Genomic DNA, 17,107 nt, shown 5'->3' on the forward strand with positions numbered 1-17,107 from the left:
ACGCGGTCAGGCCGGGTCTTTGTGGAACCGGCCGTCCTTCATGATGGCGTGGAGCTTGTCCTTGTCCTGGAACACGGTGATGTCGGCGAGCGGGTCGCCGTCCACCAGCAGCAGGTCGGCGAGGTACCCGGGCTGGACCTTGCCGAGCTCGTCGCCGCGCAGCATGATCTCGCCGCCCTGGGCGGTGGCGGCGAGGATGGCCTCCATGGGCGTGAACTCGAAGCGCTCGACGAAGTGCTGCAGGTCGCGCGCGTAGGTGCCGTGCGGGGTCCAGGCGAAGCCGTAGTCACCGCCGGGCAGCACGCGAATGCCCCGCCGGTGCATCTCGATCATCGCCGCCGTCGCCTTCTCCAGCTCGCGCTTGTAGCCGACGGCTTCGGCCGCCTCCTGGGGGAACCCGAAGTCGGCGGCTTCGTAGAGCGTCGCGACGAGCCAGTTGACGCCCGGCGCCACGAACACCCAGTCTTTGGCCTGCTCCAGCAGATCCATGCCCTCGGGGTCGGTGAAGCTGGCGTGGTAGACGATGTCGACGCCGTGGCGCACGCACATCTTCACGCTCTCGGCGCTGCGCGCGTGGGCGCACACCCGCTTGCCGCGCCGGTGCGCCTCGGCGACGGCCATCGCCACCTCCTCGTCGGACATGTAGGTGTCCTCGGCGCGCTGAGTTCCGGTGATCTCCTCGCCGGTCATCGACAGCTTGATCTGGTCGACGCCGATCTCGATGAGGCGCCGCACGGCTTTGCGCATCTCGTCGGGCCCGTCGGCGAACCACGTGATGCCCTTCACGAGCTCCCCGCCCGTCACGGCGATCTCCGGCCCGTTGGCGAGGTAGCGCGGGCCGGGGATCCGCCCGGCATTGATCGCGTCGCGGCACACGACGTCGAGCCGGTCCTTCGCCGACGCGGCGCCGAGGCACATCGTGTAGCCGGAGTCCAGATAGGACTTGGCCGATTCCACGGCGAACAGCAGGTGCTCCTCCACCGGCAGGGCGGCCAGCCCGTCGAGGTCGGCACTGTTGTTCCAGGTGAAGTGGGTGTGGGCGTCGCACAGCCCGGACATCAGCGTGCGGCCGCGGCCCTCGATCACCCGCGAGCCCTCGGCGGCGGCCGGTTCGACGGTGCCGACGGCGGTGATGCGGTCGTGGTCCACGAGCACGTCGCCCCGGTAGGGCAGCGCGCCCGTGGAGTCCAGAATGGACACGTCGCGGAACAAGGTTTTGTCGGCGGTGAGCGGCACGGTGGTTCCTCCTCGTCGTTGAGGCACGAAAACGGTGTGGTTACAGGAACTTCAGCAGCAGCGAGGTGACGTCGGCGGCGGCTTCCAGCGCGGTCCAGTGCCCGACGCCGGGCAGCACCTCCACGGTCGCGCTGCCGTGGGCGGCGGCGAGCGCCTCGCTCACCGCGGGCGGGCCGACCTTGTCGTCGGCGCCGGTGACCAGGAGCAGCGGCAGCGCGGGGTCGACGGGCCCGGGGTCGGTCGCGGCCGCGAGCGCCTCGCAGTTGCGCGCGTAGCCCTCGGCGTCCTGGCGCATCACGAGCTCCCGCACGAACGCCGCCACCTCGGGCTTGTCGCGGCGGGTGGCTTCCGACAGCGCGTTGGCGACCACGCCCGGCGCCACGGCCGCGGTGCCTTCCGCGCGCAGCAGGGCCGCGCGGTCGTGCTGGGCCTTGCGGCCGGCCTCGGGCGGCTCCGCGACGGCGCCGAGCAGGGCGAGCGCGGTCACCCTGTCGCGGTGGCGGGCCGCGAAGCTGCGCGCCACGAGCGTGCCCATCGAGTGCCCGACCACGGCCGCGGACGCGACGCCGACCTGGTCGAGCACGGCGGCCAGGTCGTCGGCGTGCGACTCGATGCCGATGCCCTCACGCAGGCCGGAGCGCCCGGCACCGGCGGAGTCGACGCGGATCACCTGGTGGCTCGAGGCCAGCGCGTCGGCCTGGATCTGGTAGAAATTGCCGGTGCCGCCGAGGCCGTGCACCAGCAGCACGGCGGGACCGCTGCCCTCGACCTCGACCGCGAGGTCCGTTCCGTTGATCTTCATGCGCGTTCCTTTCGGTACGGGAGTTCAGGCAACCCGGTTGCGCAGCACGCCGAGACCGGTGATGGTCACTTCCACGACGTCGCCGCTCGCCAGGAACTTCGGCGGGTCGAAGCCGATGCCGACGCCCGCGGGCGTGCCGGTGGCGATCACGTCGCCCGGCAGCAGCGTGATGCCGGCCGAGAGGGTGGCGATCAGCTCGGGGATGTCGAAGATGAGGTCCTTGACCCGGGCGTGCTGGCGGCGTTCGCCGTTGACGGTGGTTTCGACCTCCAGCGCGGTCACGTCGGGGATCTCGTCGGCGGTCACCGCGTACGGGCCCATCGGGCAATGCGTGTCGAGCGACTTGCCGAGCAGCCACTGGCGGTGGTCACGCTGCAGGTCGCGGGCGGTGACGTCGTCGAGGATCGTGTAGCCCCAGACGTGCGCCGCCGCGGCTTCGCGGGTGATCCCGCGGCCGCCGCGGCCGATGATCACGGCGAGCTCGCCCTCGTAGTCGAGCTCGGAGGTGAGCCCGGTGTGCGGGTCGATGTCGTCGCCGGGGCCGATCACGGCCGTGGTGGCCTTGGAGAACAGGATCGGCCGGGTGGGCAGGTCTTCCGAGCGGTCCGGGCTGTCGTAGCCGCTGCGGCCGAACTCCGCCGCGTGCTCGCGGTAGTTCTTGCCGACGCAGAAGATGTTGCGCCGCGGTGCGGGAAACGGCGCGCGAAGCCGCACGTCGGCGAGGGGTACCGGCGTGCGGTCCGCGGCCTGGTCGGTGAGGATGGTCCCGACCTCGCCCCAGCGTTCGACGGCGCCGAGGAGCGTTCCGCCCGGCACGAGATCGGTGACGTCCTGGACCTCGCCTTCGCCGGTCACGACCCCGACGCGGTCGGCGTTCCCGGTGGAGAAGGTCACCAGCTTCATGTGAGACCAATCTGAACCAATATGAACCAATACGGACGTGATCGACCGTACGCGTCTCGCCTCCCGTTGTCGATATGCAGGACTTATTCTGGTCACGACTGCGCTCATTGGTCTCGATTGGTCACGTGTTGTCCGGTAGAGTGCGCCCATGACCACGGTGGAACACGCCCTGCGTGCACTGCTCGACGAGGGCGCGGCCGACGGCAGCCTCGGCCCGGGCGCCAAGCTGCCCACCGAGCGCGACCTCGTGCAGCGCCTTTCCGCGCCGCGCAGTGCCGTGCGGCGCGCGCTCGATTCGCTGGAGCGCGACGGGCTGGTGATCCGGCACGTCGGGCGCGGCACGTTCCTCACCGACGTCGCGGCGCAGCACGTCGAGCCCGCCCCCGCCGACACGAGCCCGGCGGAGATCATGCAGGTGCGCCAGCTGCTGGAACCCCAGGTCGCGACACTGGCCGCACGCGTGGCCACGCAGGCGGACCTCGACCGGATCGGGGCCGCGCTCGGCGCGGGCGCGGCGGCCGGGGACTTCGAAGGCTTCGAGCGTGCGGACGCCGGACTGCACCGCGCGATCGCGGTCGCGGCCCACAACGGGTTGCTGATGAACATGTTCGACGTCATGAACACCGCGCGCTCACTGCCGGTGTGGGGCAGTCTCAAGCGGCGCACGTCGACTCCGGAGCTGCGTTCGTGTTACCACGACGAGCACACGCTGATCGTCGAAGCACTGCGCGACCGGGATCCCGTGAGCGCGGGAGAACACATGCGGCGCCATCTCCAGCACGTGGCCGACACGCTTCTCGGGCGCGACTGAGACTCCACCCGACTGAGCGATCCCGTCCGAATTCCGAAGTGTGAGCCCGTGTTCGTCGGGTACCCGACTCGTGTTCGAATTCCCACCACGAGGAGATGGCGAAATGACGCAGACGGAGCGGACGACCACCGACGCCGGTATCCCGGTGGAAAGCGACGAACATTCGCTCACGGTGGGGCCGGGCGGGCCGATCCTGCTGCAGGACCACTACCTCATCGAGCAGATGGCGCAGTTCAACCGCGAACGCGTGCCGGAGCGCCAGCCGCACGCCAAGGGCAGCGGCGCGTTCGGCCGGTTCGAGGTGACGGCCGATGTCAGCCCGTACACGAAGGCCGCGGTGTTCCAGCCGGGCACGAAGACGGAGCTGGTGGCACGGTTCTCGACGGTGGCCGGCGAGCGCGGCAGCCCCGACACGTGGCGTGATCCGCGCGGGTTCGCGTTGAAGTTCTACACGAGCGAAGGCGTGTACGACATGGTCGGCAACAACACGCCGGTGTTCTTCGTGAAGGACCCGTTGAAGTTCCAGCACTTCATCCGTTCGCAGAAACGCCGGGCGGACAACAACCTGCGCGACCACGACATGCAGTGGGACTTCTGGACGCTGTCGCCCGAGTCGGCGCACCAGGTGACGTGGCTGATGGGCGACCGCGGTATTCCGCGCACATGGCGGCACATGAACGGTTACAGTTCGCACACGTATCTGTGGGTGAACGCACAAGGCGAACGGTTCTGGGTGAAATACCACTTCAAAACCGACCAGGGCATGGAGTTCTTCACGCAGGACGAAGCCGACCAGATGGCCTCGGCGGACACCGACTACCACACGCGCGACCTGTTCGAGGCCATCGCGCGCGGCGACCACCCGAGCTGGACGCTGTACGTGCAGGTGATGCCGTTCGACGACGCCGCGGACTACCGGTTCAACCCGTTCGACCTCACCAAGGTGTGGCCGCACGGCGACTACCCGCTGATCGAGGTCGGCCGCATGACGCTCGACCGCAACCCCACCGACCACCACGCCGAGATCGAGCAGGCGGCGTTCGAGCCCAACAACCTCGTGCCGGGCATCGGGCCGAGCCCCGACCGGATGTTGCTGGGCCGGCTGTTCGCCTACGCCGACGCGCACCGCTACCGCATCGGGCCGAACTACAAGCAGCTGCCGGTGAACGCATCGAAGTCGCCGGTGCACAGCTACAGCAAGGACGGCGCGATGCGCTACACCAAGGTGTCCGACCCGGTGTACGCGCCGAACTCGAAGGGCGGCCCGAGCGCCGACGTCGAGCACTACGGCACCCCGGCCGGGTGGCACGCCGACGGCGAGATCACGCGCGCGGCCTACGTCGACCACGCCGAGGACGACGACTGGGGCCAGGCGGGCACGATGGTGCGCGAGGTCCTCGACGACGCGGCGCGGGAACGGCTGGTTTCCACCATCGTCGGTCACTTGCTGAACGGAGTCAGTGAGCCGGTGCTGCAACGGGCGTTCGAATATTGGCACAACGTGGACAAGGACCTCGGCGACCGCATCGAGTCCGGCGTGCGTGCGAAGGCCGACGAGAAGGACCCGAAGGCGGCGGAGCAGGGCAACCCGGCGCGCAACGACATGCAGCGGAAGGCCTGAGTCCGTCCACTTCGGACTTCCGGCGGTCACGCGGCCTGGCGGAAAATCGGGCCGCGCCCGCCGGGCTCGCAGGTAGAGTGCGCGTCCATGGGTCACCTGGAGGTCGCGCACCTCGACTACTCGCTGCCCGACGGGCGGCCGCTGCTCGGCGATGTGTCGTTCCGGGTCTCCGACGGCGCCGTCGTCGCGCTGGTCGGCCCGAACGGCGCCGGGAAGACGACGCTGCTCCGCCTGCTCTCCGGTGAGCTGAAGCCGCACGGCGGCACGGTGACGGTATCGGGCGGGCTGGGTGTGATGAGTCAGTTCGTCGGGTCGGTGCGCGACGACCGCACCGTGCGCGACCTGCTCGTGTCGGTGTCGCCCGAGCGCATCCGCACCGCCGCGGCGGCCGTGGACGCGGCCGAGGAGCGGCTGCTGACCGTCGACGACGAGGCCGCGCAGATGAACTACGCGCAGGCGCTGAGCGACTGGGCGGAGGTGCGCGGCTACGAGTCGGAGACGACCTGGGACGTGTGCACCACGGCCGCGCTCGGCGTGGCGTACGAGAAGGCGCAGTGGCGGCTCGTGCGCACGTTGAGCGGCGGCGAGCAAAAACGGCTCGTGCTGGAGGCGCTGCTGCGCGGCCCGGACGAGGTGCTGCTGCTCGACGAGCCCGACAACTACCTCGACGTGCCCGGAAAGCGCTGGCTCGAGGCGCGCTTGGCGGAGACGCGCAAGACGGTGCTGTTCGTCTCGCACGACCGGGAGCTGCTCGCGCGGGCGGCGGAGAAGATCGTGAGCGTGGAACCCGGCCCGGCCGGCAGCGACGCCTGGGTGCACGGCGGCGGGTTCGCCACCTACCACGAGGCGCGCGACGATCGCTTCGCCCGCTACGAAGAGCTCAAGCGGCGCTGGGCGGAGAAGTACGCGCAGCTCAGGAAGCTCGTACTCGACATGCAGCAGTACGCCGCCCGCAGCGACGAGATGGCGTCCCGCTACAAGGCCGCGAAGACCCGCCTGCGCAAGTTCGAGGAGGCCGGGCCGCCGCCGGAGCCGCCGCGCCGGCAGGACATCCGCATGCGGCTGCGCGGCGGACGCACCGGCCTGCGCGCCGTGACGTGCGAGAACCTGGAGCTCACGGGCCTGATGAAACCGTTCTCGCTGGAGATCTTCTTCGGCGAACGCGTGGCCGTGCTCGGCTCCAACGGCTCCGGCAAGTCGCACTTCCTGCGCCTGCTCGCGGGCGGCGACGTCGCGCACACGGGCCTGTGGAAAACCGGCGCCCGCGTGGTGCCCGGCCACTTCGCCCAGACGCACGCCCACCCGGAGCTCACCGGCCGCACCCTGGTCGACATCCTCTGGACCACCCACGCCAAGGACCGCGGCGGCGCCATGGCCGTGCTGCGGCGCTACGAGCTCGAACGCCAGGGCGACCAGCCCTTCGACCGCCTGTCGGGCGGCCAGCAGGCCCGCTTCCAGATCCTGCTCCTGGAACTCGGCGGCGCCACCGCCCTGCTCCTGGACGAGCCGACGGACAACCTGGACCTCGAATCGGCCGAAGCCCTGCAGGCGGGGCTCGAAGCCTACGAAGGCACCGTCCTCGCGGTCACCCACGACCGCTGGTTCGCACGCAGCTTCGACCGCTACCTGGTGTTCGGCTCCGACGGCGTGGTCCGCGAAACCCCGGAGCCGGTGTGGGACGAACGGCGAGTGGAACGGGCCCGCTGATCAGCGGCAGCGGTGGCGCGCGTCCGGCGCTGCGGCCGAGCGGCCGACACCGCGGCGACCTGCGGCCCGTGGCGCCGCCCGCCGAACCGCGAGCGCACAAGCCGGGCAGGCAGGGTCACTTCCGCGGGTCAGGAGAGCGAGCCGGCCACACTCGCGAAGGGTGGAACGGGCCCGCTGATCAGCGCGGCAGAGCCAGCTCCGCGCGCGTCACCGAGATCGAGCCGAGGGTGTGGGACCACCAGGTCGACGCGAGTTCCTCCAGGAGGAAGCGGCCTTCGACGCGTTCCGGGGACATCGCGGTGGTGCAGGGTTCGTCGGGCTCGTCGCGTTCGACATCGATGCGCAGGCGGGGCGGGTGGGCGGCCAGGCCGAGACGCAGGGCGCGGAAGGAGGCGCCATCGCGGGTGGCGTCGGTGACCAGCTCGTCCATGAGCTGCACGGCGTCGCCGACCAGGGGGGCGGGCACGTGGGCCAGCATGGCCCTCAGCGTGACCCGCGCGGCCTCCGCGGTGTCCGGGCCGTTGAACACGGCCGTGGCGGCGCCGGGCGGCCGCGAATCCTCCGTCATGGTGGTGCCCCTCCCCTGTCGGGCGACGATCGAGCGCAGTGCAGGTACCCAGAGCCTCCAGGGTTCAACCGTCCGAGTTGAGACACGGCCATATGCTGGAACGGACGACCGGAGGTGACCAGGTGCCCGACAAGCCACGAAGCACCTGGTCAGCCGCGGAAAAGGCCGCTTACCGGGAGTTCGTGCGCACCCACCACCCCGACGCGGGTGGCGACGCGGAGGCGTTCCGGGAGGGACTGGCCCGGTTCCACGATGTGGACGCACCGGCCAGGCCGCCCGCCGCCGAGTCCGTGATCTTCGTCGTGCGCAGACGCGGCCTGGCGCGGGTGCTCGCCGCGCTCGCCGCCCGCCGCAGGCGCAAGCGGCGGACCCGCGTGCGCTGAACCCCGGGGCACAAGACGCCCCGGGGCGCGGTCCCGCCGGCTGTAATGCTCAACCGGCGAGACCTGGGGCTCGGCAGCCGGGCCCTGCCGCCGATGCCATGTGCAGCGGATAGACCCCAGTACCAGCCCGTAAACATCAAGTCCGCGAAAAATCCACCACCGGCCACAGTGGACGCCCGCGTCACCGCAGCGGGCCGCGCGCCCCCTCGAAGGCCGCGGCCGCTCCCAGCAGCGCGTCTTCCCGCCACGGCGCCGCGCTCAGCTGCACGCCCACCGGCATCCCGGACGCCGGATGGACGCCGCCCGGAACGCTCAACGACGGCCCGCCGTACGCCGACCACGCGTAGGTGAAGCGGGCGATCTCCCGCGTGGACGCCGCGAGGTCCACCCCCTCGCGCAGCGGGACGTCCACCGGGATCGTCGGGGTCAAGACCACGTCGACCTCGGTGAACACCGCGTCCACGCGCGCGCGGAACCCGGTGAGCCACGCGCGCGCCGCCTCGGTCCGCGCCGGAGGCACCTCGAGCCCGAGCAGCAGCCGCCGCCGGACGTCCGGGTCGATGCTGTCGGGCGCGTCCCGCAGCCGGGCCGCGTGCACGGCCGCGGCCTCCGGGTACATCACGTCGAGCATCCGCCCCTGCGCCTCCTCCGCCGACGGCACCTCCACCGGCACCACCTGCGCGCCGAGCCCGCGGAACACCTCGACGGCCGCCAGCACCACCTCCGCTACGCCAGGCTCGACGCCGACGGCGAAGAACCCGCCCGCCACGCCGATCCTCGGCAGGACGCCCGGCCCGAGCAGCGCGTCGACCGGCCCCGCGCCTCCCCCGTCGAGCGCCGCCAGCACCGCCGCGGCCGTGCGGACGTCGCGCGCCATCGGCGTCACCGTGTCGAACGACGGGCTCACCGGCAGCACGCCGCGGTTGGAGACCCGGCCGAGCGTCGGCCGCACGCCCACGACGCCGTTCACCGACGCGGGGATCCGGCCCGAACCGCCGGTGTCCGTGCCCAGCGACACCTCCGACAGCCCCGCCGCGACGGCCACCGCCGAGCCGCTGCTGGACCCGCCGGCGATGCGCGCCGGGTCCCACGCGTTGAGGCAGTCGCCGAACGCGGCGTTGCGGCCGGTCGCGCCCATCGCGAACTCCGCCAGGTTGGTCTTGCCCACCAACGCGTACCCGGCTTCGCGCAGCGACCGCACGACGTCGGCGTCGGCCTCGGCCGGGCCGGTGGCGAAGGACGCCGAACCGGCGGTGGTCGGCACGCCCGCGACGTCGATGTTGTCCTTCACCGTCGCGGTCGTGCCGCCGGCCGGGCCCGGGAGCACGGTGATGAGGGCGCGCAGCCGCCGCACGAGCTCGAGCCGGGTCTCCACCGTCAGCCTCCCGTCCGCTGCCCGCGCACGCGGGCCGTCGCCTCCTCGTCGAGCGCCAGTGTGCGCGCATCGAGCACCACGCCGTAGTGCTCGCGGGCGTCGGCCGCCGAGAGGTAGTCGTCGAGCACGTCCTCGCGCACGTCGCGCGCGTCCCGCTCGAACGGGTCGCCGTAACCGCCGCCGGAGGGCAGCTTGATCTCCAGCGTGTCGCCGGCGGCGCACTTCTCCTGCGTCACCTTCGAGTACAGCAGCTCCTCACGCTCGGTGCCCGCGTTGCGCACGAACGACCCCGCGACGCCGTCGTGCCCGCCCGCGAGACCCCGCGGCGGGTCGGTGCGGTTGTCCGCCTCCGAGCCGATGAAGGTGTCGGTGAGCATCTTCCACTTCCGGATGCTGCCGATGCCCCCGCGGTACCGGCCGGGCGCGGGCGGCTCGTCGCGCAGCTCGTAACGCTCCGCGAGCATCGCGTGGTTGAGCTCGAGCTCCTCGATGGGGTTGTTGCGGGTGTTGGCCATCAGCGCGTCGACGCAGTCGAGGCCGTCCTTGCCGTTGCGCGCGCCGTAGGAGCCCTCGTTGATCTCGATGTAGACCCAGTACGACTGCCCGTCGGCGGCCAGGCCGGAGTACGCGATCGCGCACAGCGCCGCCGACGAGCCCGCGACGGCCCGGTCCGGCAGCACGTCGGCCAGCGCCAGGTTGATCGAGTCGAAGATCCGGTTGATCTGGGAGAACCGCGCGAAGCACGACGCCGGGAAGTCCGGGTTGAACAGCGTGCCCTCCGGCGCGTACGCCTTCGCCGGGCGGAAGCAGCCGTCGTTCTGCGGCACGAACTCCTCGGTGAGCGCCTCGTCGAGCAGCAGCGTGCGCACGGCGGACGCGACGGTCGGCAGCACCGAACCCTCGAACGGCACGTTGAACGCGGTCGGCACCTGCTCGTGGGAGCCGGTGAGGTCGACGACGATGTCGCTGCCCTCGACCTTCACCGTCACGGCGACCTTGAGCGGGACGTCGCGGTTCTTGCCGTCGTCGTCCAAAAAGGACAGCGGTGCCTCGTAGCTGCCGTCGGGGATCTCCCGGATGCGGCGGCGCAGCATGTCCTCGGAGTAGTCCATCCATTTGTCGGCCGCGGACATCACCACGTCGAGGCCGTAGCGCTCCAGCAGTTCGAGGAACCGCCGCTCCCCCAGCCGCGCGCACGCGATGAGCGCTTCGAGGTCGCCGGCGTTCTGCTCGGGAGTGCGCACGTTGTCGAGGATGTGCTGGATGAGGGCTTCGTTGCGCACGCCGCCGTCGTAGATCTTCACGGCGTCCATCAGCTTGCCCTCGGCCCAGACGTCGACCACGTCCATGCACAGGCCGGGGAAGTTGCCCCCGATGTCGGACACGTGCCCGGTGCAGCCGGCGAAGCCGATGTGCTTGCCGCCGAAGAAGATCGGGATCATGATCCCGTAGTCGGGCGAGTGCGCCGCGCCGTGGTACGGGTGGTTGTGCAGCACCACGTCACCGGGCCGGTAGGTGCCGGCGAGCTTGCGGTTGATGCCGCGGATGTAGGCCGGGATCGAGCCGCAGTGCATCGGCGTCGAGTCGGATTCGCACAGCTCGCGCCCGTTGGCGTCGAAGATGCCGGCGCCGAGGTCCTCCGATTCGCGGATGAGGCTGGAATACGCCATCCGGTAGAGGATCTGGGCCATCTCCTTGGCGATGGAGTTGAGCGCGCCGCCGATCACGCGCAGGGTGATCGGGTCGACGTCGACGGTCGTGAAGTCGCCGGGGGCGACTCCGGCGAGCGAAACGCCGGCGGGGTCCAGAGCGGTCACCGCTGGCCTCCTTCGATGGCTCGGCCGGGCTGCGCCGCGGCGGTGTCGATGACGAGGTGGCCCACACGGTCGACGGTGGCGCGCTGACCGGGCCCGATGATGGTCGTGGAGTCGAACTGCTCGACGATCGCGGGACCTTCGAGCACGTTGCCCGCCTTGAGCAGCGCGCGGTCGTAGACGTTGGTGGGAAACGGCGTGGCTTCCCCCGCGCCGGACCAGAACACCGCGTCGGTGGTGGTCTTCACGGCGGCCGACGGGTCGGTGCCGCCCGCCTCGACGTCGGCCAGCGGAACGTGCCCGACCTTGCCGACGGCGGTCACGCGCACGTTCACCAGGTGAACTGGTTTGTCGTCGAACCGCTGCAGATACGTTCGTTCGTGAACATCGTGGAACGCGGCGGCCGCCCGGGCCACCCAGCCGGCGTCGATCTCGCCGGACGGCGCGGGCACGCGCAGCTCGTAGCCCTGGCCGATGTAGCGGCAGTCGAGGCTGCGCTCGATCACCACGTCCTCGGGCGCGAGGCCGTCGGCACCGAGCTGCTCGACCGCGTGCGCGGTCAGCCGGTCGAACTCCGCGGCGATGCGCTCCAGGTCGGGGTCGGCCGAGGAGGTCCACACCGTCGCCGGGGTCTCGCTGCGGATGTCGGTGGCCAGCAGGCCCATCGCCGACGCGATGCCGGGGTGGTGCGGCACGATCACGCGCGGGATGCCGAGCTGCTCGGCGATGTGCCACGCGTACAGCGGCCCCGCGCCGCCCTCGGCGACGAGCGAGAAGTCCCGCGGGTCGTAGCCCTTGCGCACCGAGTGCAGGCTGATCGCCTCGGTCATCGCGTGCGCGGCGATCTGGAAGATGCCGATGGCGGCGTGACTCACGGACGTGCCGAGCTTCTCGGCGATGTGCTCGTCGATCGCCTTCACCGCGAGCTGCGGTTCGACCTCCATGGTGCCGGACAGGAAGCTGTCGGCGCGCAGCCAGCCGAGCGCGACCATCGCGTCGGTGCTCGTGGGCTCGGTGCCGCCGCGGCCGTAACACGCGGGTCCGGGCGTCGCGCCGGCGCTGCGCGGGCCGACGCGGAACATGCCGCCCTCGTCGATGAACGCGATCGAACCGCCGCCCGCGCCGATGGTGTCGACCTCGGCCATCGGGACCATGGCGTGGTAGTCGCCGATCCGGGTGTCGAGCAGGTGCTTCATGCGCAGCTTGCCGTCGGGGGCCACGCCGATGTCGGCCGAGGTGCCGCCGACGTCGAGCGTGATCACGCTCGGGAAACCGGATGCCTCGCCGATCGCGCAGCCGCCGAGCAGCCCGGCGACGACTCCGCTGGTGAGCAGCAGCACCGGGTTGTCCACGGCGCCGCGCGCGGTGATCAGGCCGCCGGCCGACGTCATCAGGCCGACCTCGCCGCGCACACCGGCCGCGCGGGTCGTGTTCGCGAGGTTGTCGACGTAACGCGAGACCTTGGGGCCGACGAACGCGTTGAGCGCGGTGGTGGAGAAACGCTCGTACTCCCGGTACTGCGGCGCCACCTCGCTGGAGAGCGAGACGAACACGTCGGGGTACTCCTGCTCGATGATCCGCTTCACCGCCTGCTCGTGGGAGGGGTTGCGGTAGGAGTGCAGGAAGCACACCGCGATGGCCTGCACGCCGTTGTCGCGCAGCACGCGGACCTGCTCGCGCACGGCGGCCTCGTCGAGCGGCACGAGAACCGCGCCGGAGGAGTCGACGCGCTCGGGCACCACGCGGCGGTTGCGGCGGCGCACGAGCTGCCACTTCTGCCACGGCAGGTCCTGGTACGACGAGTAGTTCAGCGGCCGCTTCTTGCGGGCGATGTGCAGGATGTCGCGGAAGCCCTCGGTGGTGATGAGGCCGACGTCCGCGCCGTTGTGCTCCAGCACGATGTTGGTGGCCACGGTGGTGCCGTGCAGGAACTGGTCCAGGTCCGACACCGCGATGCCGAGGCGGTCGCTCAGCTGCCGCACCCCGTCCATCGTGGCCAGTGCCGGGTCGTGCGGGGTGGACGGGACCTTGTGCACCGCGACGGCACCGTCCTCGTCCCAGTACATCAGGTCGGTGAACGTGCCACCGACGTCGACTCCGATGCGTTTCACTGCTGGTCCTCCTTGATCAGCTGATCGGCGGCTGCCGTGGCCAGGGCGAGCACGCGGCGGGCGCGGCGGACGACGGCCGCGTCGACCATCCGTCCCGCGACCACAGCGACCCCGGTGTGCTCGGTGTTCTCGGTGTTTTCCAGCGCACCCAGGACTTCCCGCGCGTTCGCGACTTCCTCGGGGGTGGGGACGAGGACCTCGTGGGTGAGGACGACCTGGGCGGGGTGCACGCACAGGCGGCCGAAGAACCCGGCGCGCTGCTGCGCCAGGGTGTCGGCGCGGAACCCGGTGGGGTCGTCGAGTTCCGCGCTCACGGCAGCGGGTGGCGGGGCGAGACCCGCCGCCGCGGCGGCCACCACGACCCGGGCCCGTGCCCAGGCGAGCGGCCCGGTGTTCTCGGTGAGGCCCGGCGCGGCGGTGCCGAGCTCGGCGGCGAGGTCGTACTCACCCAGCCCGAGCCGGGCCACGGCCGGGTGGCGGGCGAGCTCGGGCAGCTCCTGCAGGCCGTTCGCCGTCTCCACCAGGGCGAAGACGGGGGTTTCGGTGCGGGCGGCAACCTGCGCGATGCCCGCGAGCTCGGCTTTCGGCAGCACGACGCCGGCGATGCCCAGCATGGTGACGGCGTCGAGGTCGGCCTCGAGGTGGTGGTCGTTGTTGACCCGTACCCACGTCCGCGGCGCGAGGTCCGGCCGTTCCCGCAGCCACCCGGCGACCGCCGCCCTGGCGCCGGCTTTTGCTTGCGGCGCAACGGCGTCTTCGAGGTCGGCGATCACCGTGTCGGCCACCGCCGCCGCCTTCGTGAGGCGATCGGGGCGGTCGCCGGGACAGAAGAGCCCGCTGCGGGTCACCACCCGACCCGGCCCTTGCCCGCGATGAGCGATTTCGCGATGACGGTGCGCATCACGTCGCTGGTGCCCTCGCCGATCGTCATGAGGATCGAGTCGCGGTAGAGGCGTTCGATTTCGAACTCCGTGGAGTAGGAATAACCGCCGTGCACGCGCATGGAGTCCTGCGCGGCCTGCAAGGCCACCTCGGAGGCGAACAGCTTCGCCATGCCCGTCTGCAGGTCTGAGCGTTCACCGCGGTCCAAAGAGGACGCCGACCAGTAGGTGAGCAGCCGTGCGGCCTGCAGCTGCGTCGCCATCTCGGCGAGGCGGATCTGCGTGGCCTGGAACTCGGCGATCGGCTTGCCGAACGCCTTGCGCTGCGAGGAGTACGCGAGGGCCTCGTCGTACGCGCGCTGAGCGATGCCGAGGCTGCGGCCGGCGATGTTGAGGCGGCCGACCTCCAGTGCCGAGAGCACCTGCTGCAGCCCGCGGCCCTCGACGCCGCCGAGCAGGTTCGCCGCCGGCACACGGACCTCGTCGAGCACGACCTCACACGATTCGGTGCCCTTGTAGCCGAGCTTCGGGATGTCGCGCGTGACCTGGAAGCCCGGTGAGTCCGCGTCGACGAGCAGCACGCTCATGCCCTTGTGCGCCGGTGTCGTCGTGCGGTCGGTTTTCACCAGCACGGGCAACGGGTCGGCGTGACGGGCGTTGGTGATCCACATCTTGGTGCCGCTGACCACGTAGCTGTCGCCGTCGCGGGTCGCGGTGGTGCGGATGCCCTGCAGGTCGGTGCCGGCGTCGGGCTCGGTGAGCGCGATGCCCGTGCGCCGCTGCCCGGTCGCCAGCTCGGGCAGGTAGCGCTGCTTCTGCTCGGCGGTGCCGTGGTGGGCGAGCATCCAGCACGCGAGCGAGTGGCTGCCGAGGATGCCCGCGATGCCCATCCAGCCGCGTGAGATCTCCTCGAACATCAGCGTGAACGAGACGAAGTCGGCCTCGCCGCCGCCGTAGGCGTCGGGGATCATCAGGCCGAACAGGCCGAGGTCGGCCATCTTCGCCACGATCTCGGCCGGGTAGCGGCCCTCGTGTTCCCAGTCGCGCGCGACGGGCACGATCTCCGAGTCGACGAAGTCGCGCAGTATCGCGCGGAACTGCTCCTGGTCGGGGCTCAGTGTGAAATCCACGGCGCGCTCCTGTCCGTTCCGAAAGCGCCCCGGCTCGCGAGCGCCTGGTAGTCCGCTTCGGACGTGCCGAGCAGCTCGCCCAGCACGGCGGCGGTGTGTTCGCCGAGCAGCGGAGCACGGTGGTGGTCGGTTCGCGGCTCGCCGGCGCGCACGGGCGACGCGACCTGGTGCACGGAACCGAACCGCGGATGTTCGGTGGTCACCACGAGACCCCGGGCCACGGTGTGTTCTTCCACCAAAGCCTGCGGGATGGTGTTGATCGGCGCACACGGCACGCCGGCCGGTTCGAGCACGGACAGCCACTCGGCCGTTGTGCGCGTGAGAAGCTCCTTCTCCAGGTGCCCCAGGCATTCCGCCGAGTTGGCGTAGCGGCCGGCGGGCGTCGAGAACCGCTCGTCGGCGGCCCACGCCGGAGAGCCGAGGGCCGTCACGAGGCGGTCCCAGAACTTCTGCTTCGCGCAGCCGATGACGACCCACGAGTCGGCCGTCTCGAAGTTCTGGAACGGCACCAGGCTCGGGTGCGCGGAGTGGTGCGTGCGCCCGGGTTCGAAGCCGCGGTTGAGGTGCCAGGTCGCGAGGTAGGTGAGCATGCCCACCGCGGTGTCGTAGAGGCTCACGTCGCAGTCGGTGCCGACGCCGTCGCGGCGGGCGGCGTGGATGGCCGTGACCATCGAGAGCGCGGCCACGATCCCGCCGGTGTAGTCCACCATGGACAGCCCCGACTTGGTGGGCGGGCCGTCGGGCTCCCCCGTCACGGACATCCAGCCGGCCAAACCCTGCAACAGGTAGTCGTACCCGGGCTGGGCGCTGCGCGGGCCGGTCATGCCGTAGCCCGAGAGCGAGCAGCAGACGATCTTCGGGTTGAGGTGCTTGAGGTCCTCGTAGCGGATGCGCATCTTGGCCGGCACGTCGCCGCGCAGGTTGGAGTAGACGGCGTCGCTGACCTTCACCAGCTCCTCGAAGACCTCGCGCCCGGCGGGGTCGGTGAGGTCGAGGACCACGGAACGCTTGTTGCGGTTGAAGGCCTCGAAGAAGAGCGAATCGCCGTCCTCGGCGTACGGCGGGGTGTGGCGGCCGACGTCGCCGCCGGTGCCGGGGTCCTCGATCTTCACGATCTCGGCGCCCAGGTCGGCCAGGTGCACGGAGCCGAACGGGCCGGCACCGTACTGCTCCACGGCGAGCACCCGGACGTCGGAGAGCGGCAGGGGGCGGGTCATGCGCGGTCCCCCAGTGTCAGTGGTCCAGACTTCGCGGTCGGGAAGGAATCGATGGCGTCGGCCTCGGATCGCTTGTACACCAGCACAGTGCGGTCGAACGACAGGCATTCGTCGCCGTCGCCGTTGAGGCCGCGGGTGTGCACGGACACGAGCCCCGCGTACGGCTTCGAGGCCGACTCGCGCTTCGCGGTGCAGATCGACTCGCCGTAGAGCGTGTCACCGACGAAGACCGGGTGCGTCAGCCGCACGTCGGTCATCGCGAGGTTCGCGATCGCCCGCTGGCTGATGTCGGAGACGCTCTGGCCCAGCAGCATCGCGATCGTGAGCCCCGAGTTGACCAGGATCCGGCCGAACGGCGTGCGCTCGGCGTAGTGCGCGTCGAAATGCGCGGGGTGGGTGTTCATGGTGAGCAAGGTGAACCACGTGTTGTCCGCTTCGCTGATCGTGCGACCCAGCGGGTGGCGGTAGACGTCGCCCACGGCGAAGTCCTCGTAGTAGCGCCCTTGCCGGCCGTCGTGCACCGTCAAAACGGCACCTCCGGGGAGTCG

Annotated in this window: 15 protein-coding genes; 4 read left to right on the forward strand and 11 right to left on the reverse strand. The window is 71.0% G+C overall.

Going from position 1 to position 17,107, the window contains the following annotated elements; translation table 11 throughout:
* Positions 1 to 6: 6 nt before the first annotated feature.
* Genes AB0K15_RS06125 through AB0K15_RS06135 form a run of 3 tightly spaced genes read right to left on the reverse strand, consistent with a single transcriptional unit; the run spans position 7 to position 2,941 of the window.
* The gene (locus AB0K15_RS06125) at positions 7 to 1,236 is read right to left on the reverse strand and encodes an amidohydrolase family protein (protein WP_364046122.1); all 1,230 of its coding nucleotides are present in this window, start codon (positions 1,234 to 1,236) and stop codon (positions 7 to 9) included.
* 40 nt (positions 1,237 to 1,276) lie between these two features.
* Complete coding sequence (locus AB0K15_RS06130) at positions 1,277 to 2,038, reverse strand: alpha/beta hydrolase (protein ID WP_364046124.1); 762 nt, start codon at positions 2,036 to 2,038, stop codon at positions 1,277 to 1,279.
* A 24-nt stretch (positions 2,039 to 2,062) separates the two neighbouring features.
* Positions 2,063 to 2,941 (reverse strand): fumarylacetoacetate hydrolase family protein, encoded by an 879-nt coding sequence (locus tag AB0K15_RS06135; RefSeq protein ID WP_364046126.1) that lies wholly within the window; start codon positions 2,939 to 2,941, stop codon positions 2,063 to 2,065.
* 148 nt (positions 2,942 to 3,089) lie between these two features.
* Here AB0K15_RS06135 and AB0K15_RS06140 point away from each other — a divergent pair, with 148 nt between their 5' ends.
* From AB0K15_RS06140 to AB0K15_RS06150, 3 genes are all read left to right on the forward strand, one after another.
* Positions 3,090 to 3,752 (forward strand): FCD domain-containing protein, encoded by a 663-nt coding sequence (locus AB0K15_RS06140; RefSeq protein ID WP_364046128.1) that lies wholly within the window; start codon positions 3,090 to 3,092, stop codon positions 3,750 to 3,752.
* Between the two features lie 103 nt (positions 3,753 to 3,855).
* Positions 3,856 to 5,373 (forward strand): catalase, encoded by a 1,518-nt coding sequence (locus tag AB0K15_RS06145; RefSeq protein ID WP_364046130.1) that lies wholly within the window; start codon positions 3,856 to 3,858, stop codon positions 5,371 to 5,373.
* Positions 5,374 to 5,460: 87 nt separating this feature from the next.
* Positions 5,461 to 7,080 (forward strand): ATP-binding cassette domain-containing protein, encoded by a 1,620-nt coding sequence (locus AB0K15_RS06150; RefSeq protein ID WP_364046132.1) that lies wholly within the window; start codon positions 5,461 to 5,463, stop codon positions 7,078 to 7,080.
* 178 nt (positions 7,081 to 7,258) lie between these two features.
* Here AB0K15_RS06150 and AB0K15_RS06155 read toward each other — a convergent pair whose 3' ends face one another.
* Entirely contained in the window at positions 7,259 to 7,648 is a 390-nt protein-coding gene (locus AB0K15_RS06155; RefSeq protein ID WP_364046134.1) for a hypothetical protein, read from the reverse strand.
* A gap of 122 nt (positions 7,649 to 7,770) precedes the next feature.
* On the opposite strand from AB0K15_RS06155, the gene AB0K15_RS06160 reads away from it, so the two are divergent.
* On the forward strand, positions 7,771 to 8,031 hold the full coding sequence (locus AB0K15_RS06160) for a hypothetical protein (protein ID WP_364046136.1): 261 nt from the start codon (positions 7,771 to 7,773) through the stop codon (positions 8,029 to 8,031).
* Between the two features lie 181 nt (positions 8,032 to 8,212).
* Here AB0K15_RS06160 and AB0K15_RS06165 read toward each other — a convergent pair whose 3' ends face one another.
* The 7 genes from AB0K15_RS06165 to AB0K15_RS06195 are packed head-to-tail and all read right to left on the reverse strand — an operon-like array spanning position 8,213 to position 17,080.
* On the reverse strand, positions 8,213 to 9,406 hold the full coding sequence (locus AB0K15_RS06165; RefSeq protein WP_364046138.1) for an amidase: 1,194 nt from the start codon (positions 9,404 to 9,406) through the stop codon (positions 8,213 to 8,215).
* A 2-nt stretch (positions 9,407 to 9,408) separates the two neighbouring features.
* Positions 9,409 to 11,223, reverse strand: coding sequence for a hydantoinase B/oxoprolinase family protein (locus AB0K15_RS06170; protein WP_364046140.1), 1,815 nt, complete (start codon positions 11,221 to 11,223; stop codon positions 9,409 to 9,411).
* Positions 11,220 to 13,331 (reverse strand): hydantoinase/oxoprolinase family protein, encoded by a 2,112-nt coding sequence (locus AB0K15_RS06175; RefSeq protein ID WP_364046142.1) that lies wholly within the window; start codon positions 13,329 to 13,331, stop codon positions 11,220 to 11,222. The genes AB0K15_RS06170 and AB0K15_RS06175 overlap by 4 nt, the downstream gene beginning before the upstream one ends.
* Positions 13,328 to 14,182: an aldolase/citrate lyase family protein gene (locus AB0K15_RS06180; protein ID WP_364046144.1), complete on the reverse strand. Its 855-nt coding sequence runs from the start codon at positions 14,180 to 14,182 to the stop codon at positions 13,328 to 13,330. Before AB0K15_RS06180 ends, AB0K15_RS06175 begins: the two co-directional genes overlap by 4 nt.
* A complete protein-coding gene (locus AB0K15_RS06185) occupies positions 14,176 to 15,342 on the reverse strand; it encodes an acyl-CoA dehydrogenase family protein (protein WP_364046146.1) in 1,167 nt (388 codons plus the stop codon). The genes AB0K15_RS06180 and AB0K15_RS06185 overlap by 7 nt, the downstream gene beginning before the upstream one ends.
* On the reverse strand, positions 15,327 to 16,559 hold the full coding sequence (locus AB0K15_RS06190) for a CoA transferase (protein ID WP_364046148.1): 1,233 nt from the start codon (positions 16,557 to 16,559) through the stop codon (positions 15,327 to 15,329). Before AB0K15_RS06190 ends, AB0K15_RS06185 begins: the two co-directional genes overlap by 16 nt.
* Positions 16,556 to 17,080 carry a MaoC family dehydratase gene (locus AB0K15_RS06195; protein WP_364046666.1) on the reverse strand — a complete coding sequence of 175 codons (525 nt, stop codon included), beginning with the start codon at positions 17,078 to 17,080 and terminating at the stop codon, positions 16,556 to 16,558. Before AB0K15_RS06195 ends, AB0K15_RS06190 begins: the two co-directional genes overlap by 4 nt.
* Between the last annotated feature and the right edge of the window lie 27 nt (positions 17,081 to 17,107).

The organism is Amycolatopsis sp. NPDC049253 (assembly GCF_040678995.1).
Classification (GTDB): domain Bacteria; phylum Actinomycetota; class Actinomycetes; order Mycobacteriales; family Pseudonocardiaceae; genus Amycolatopsis.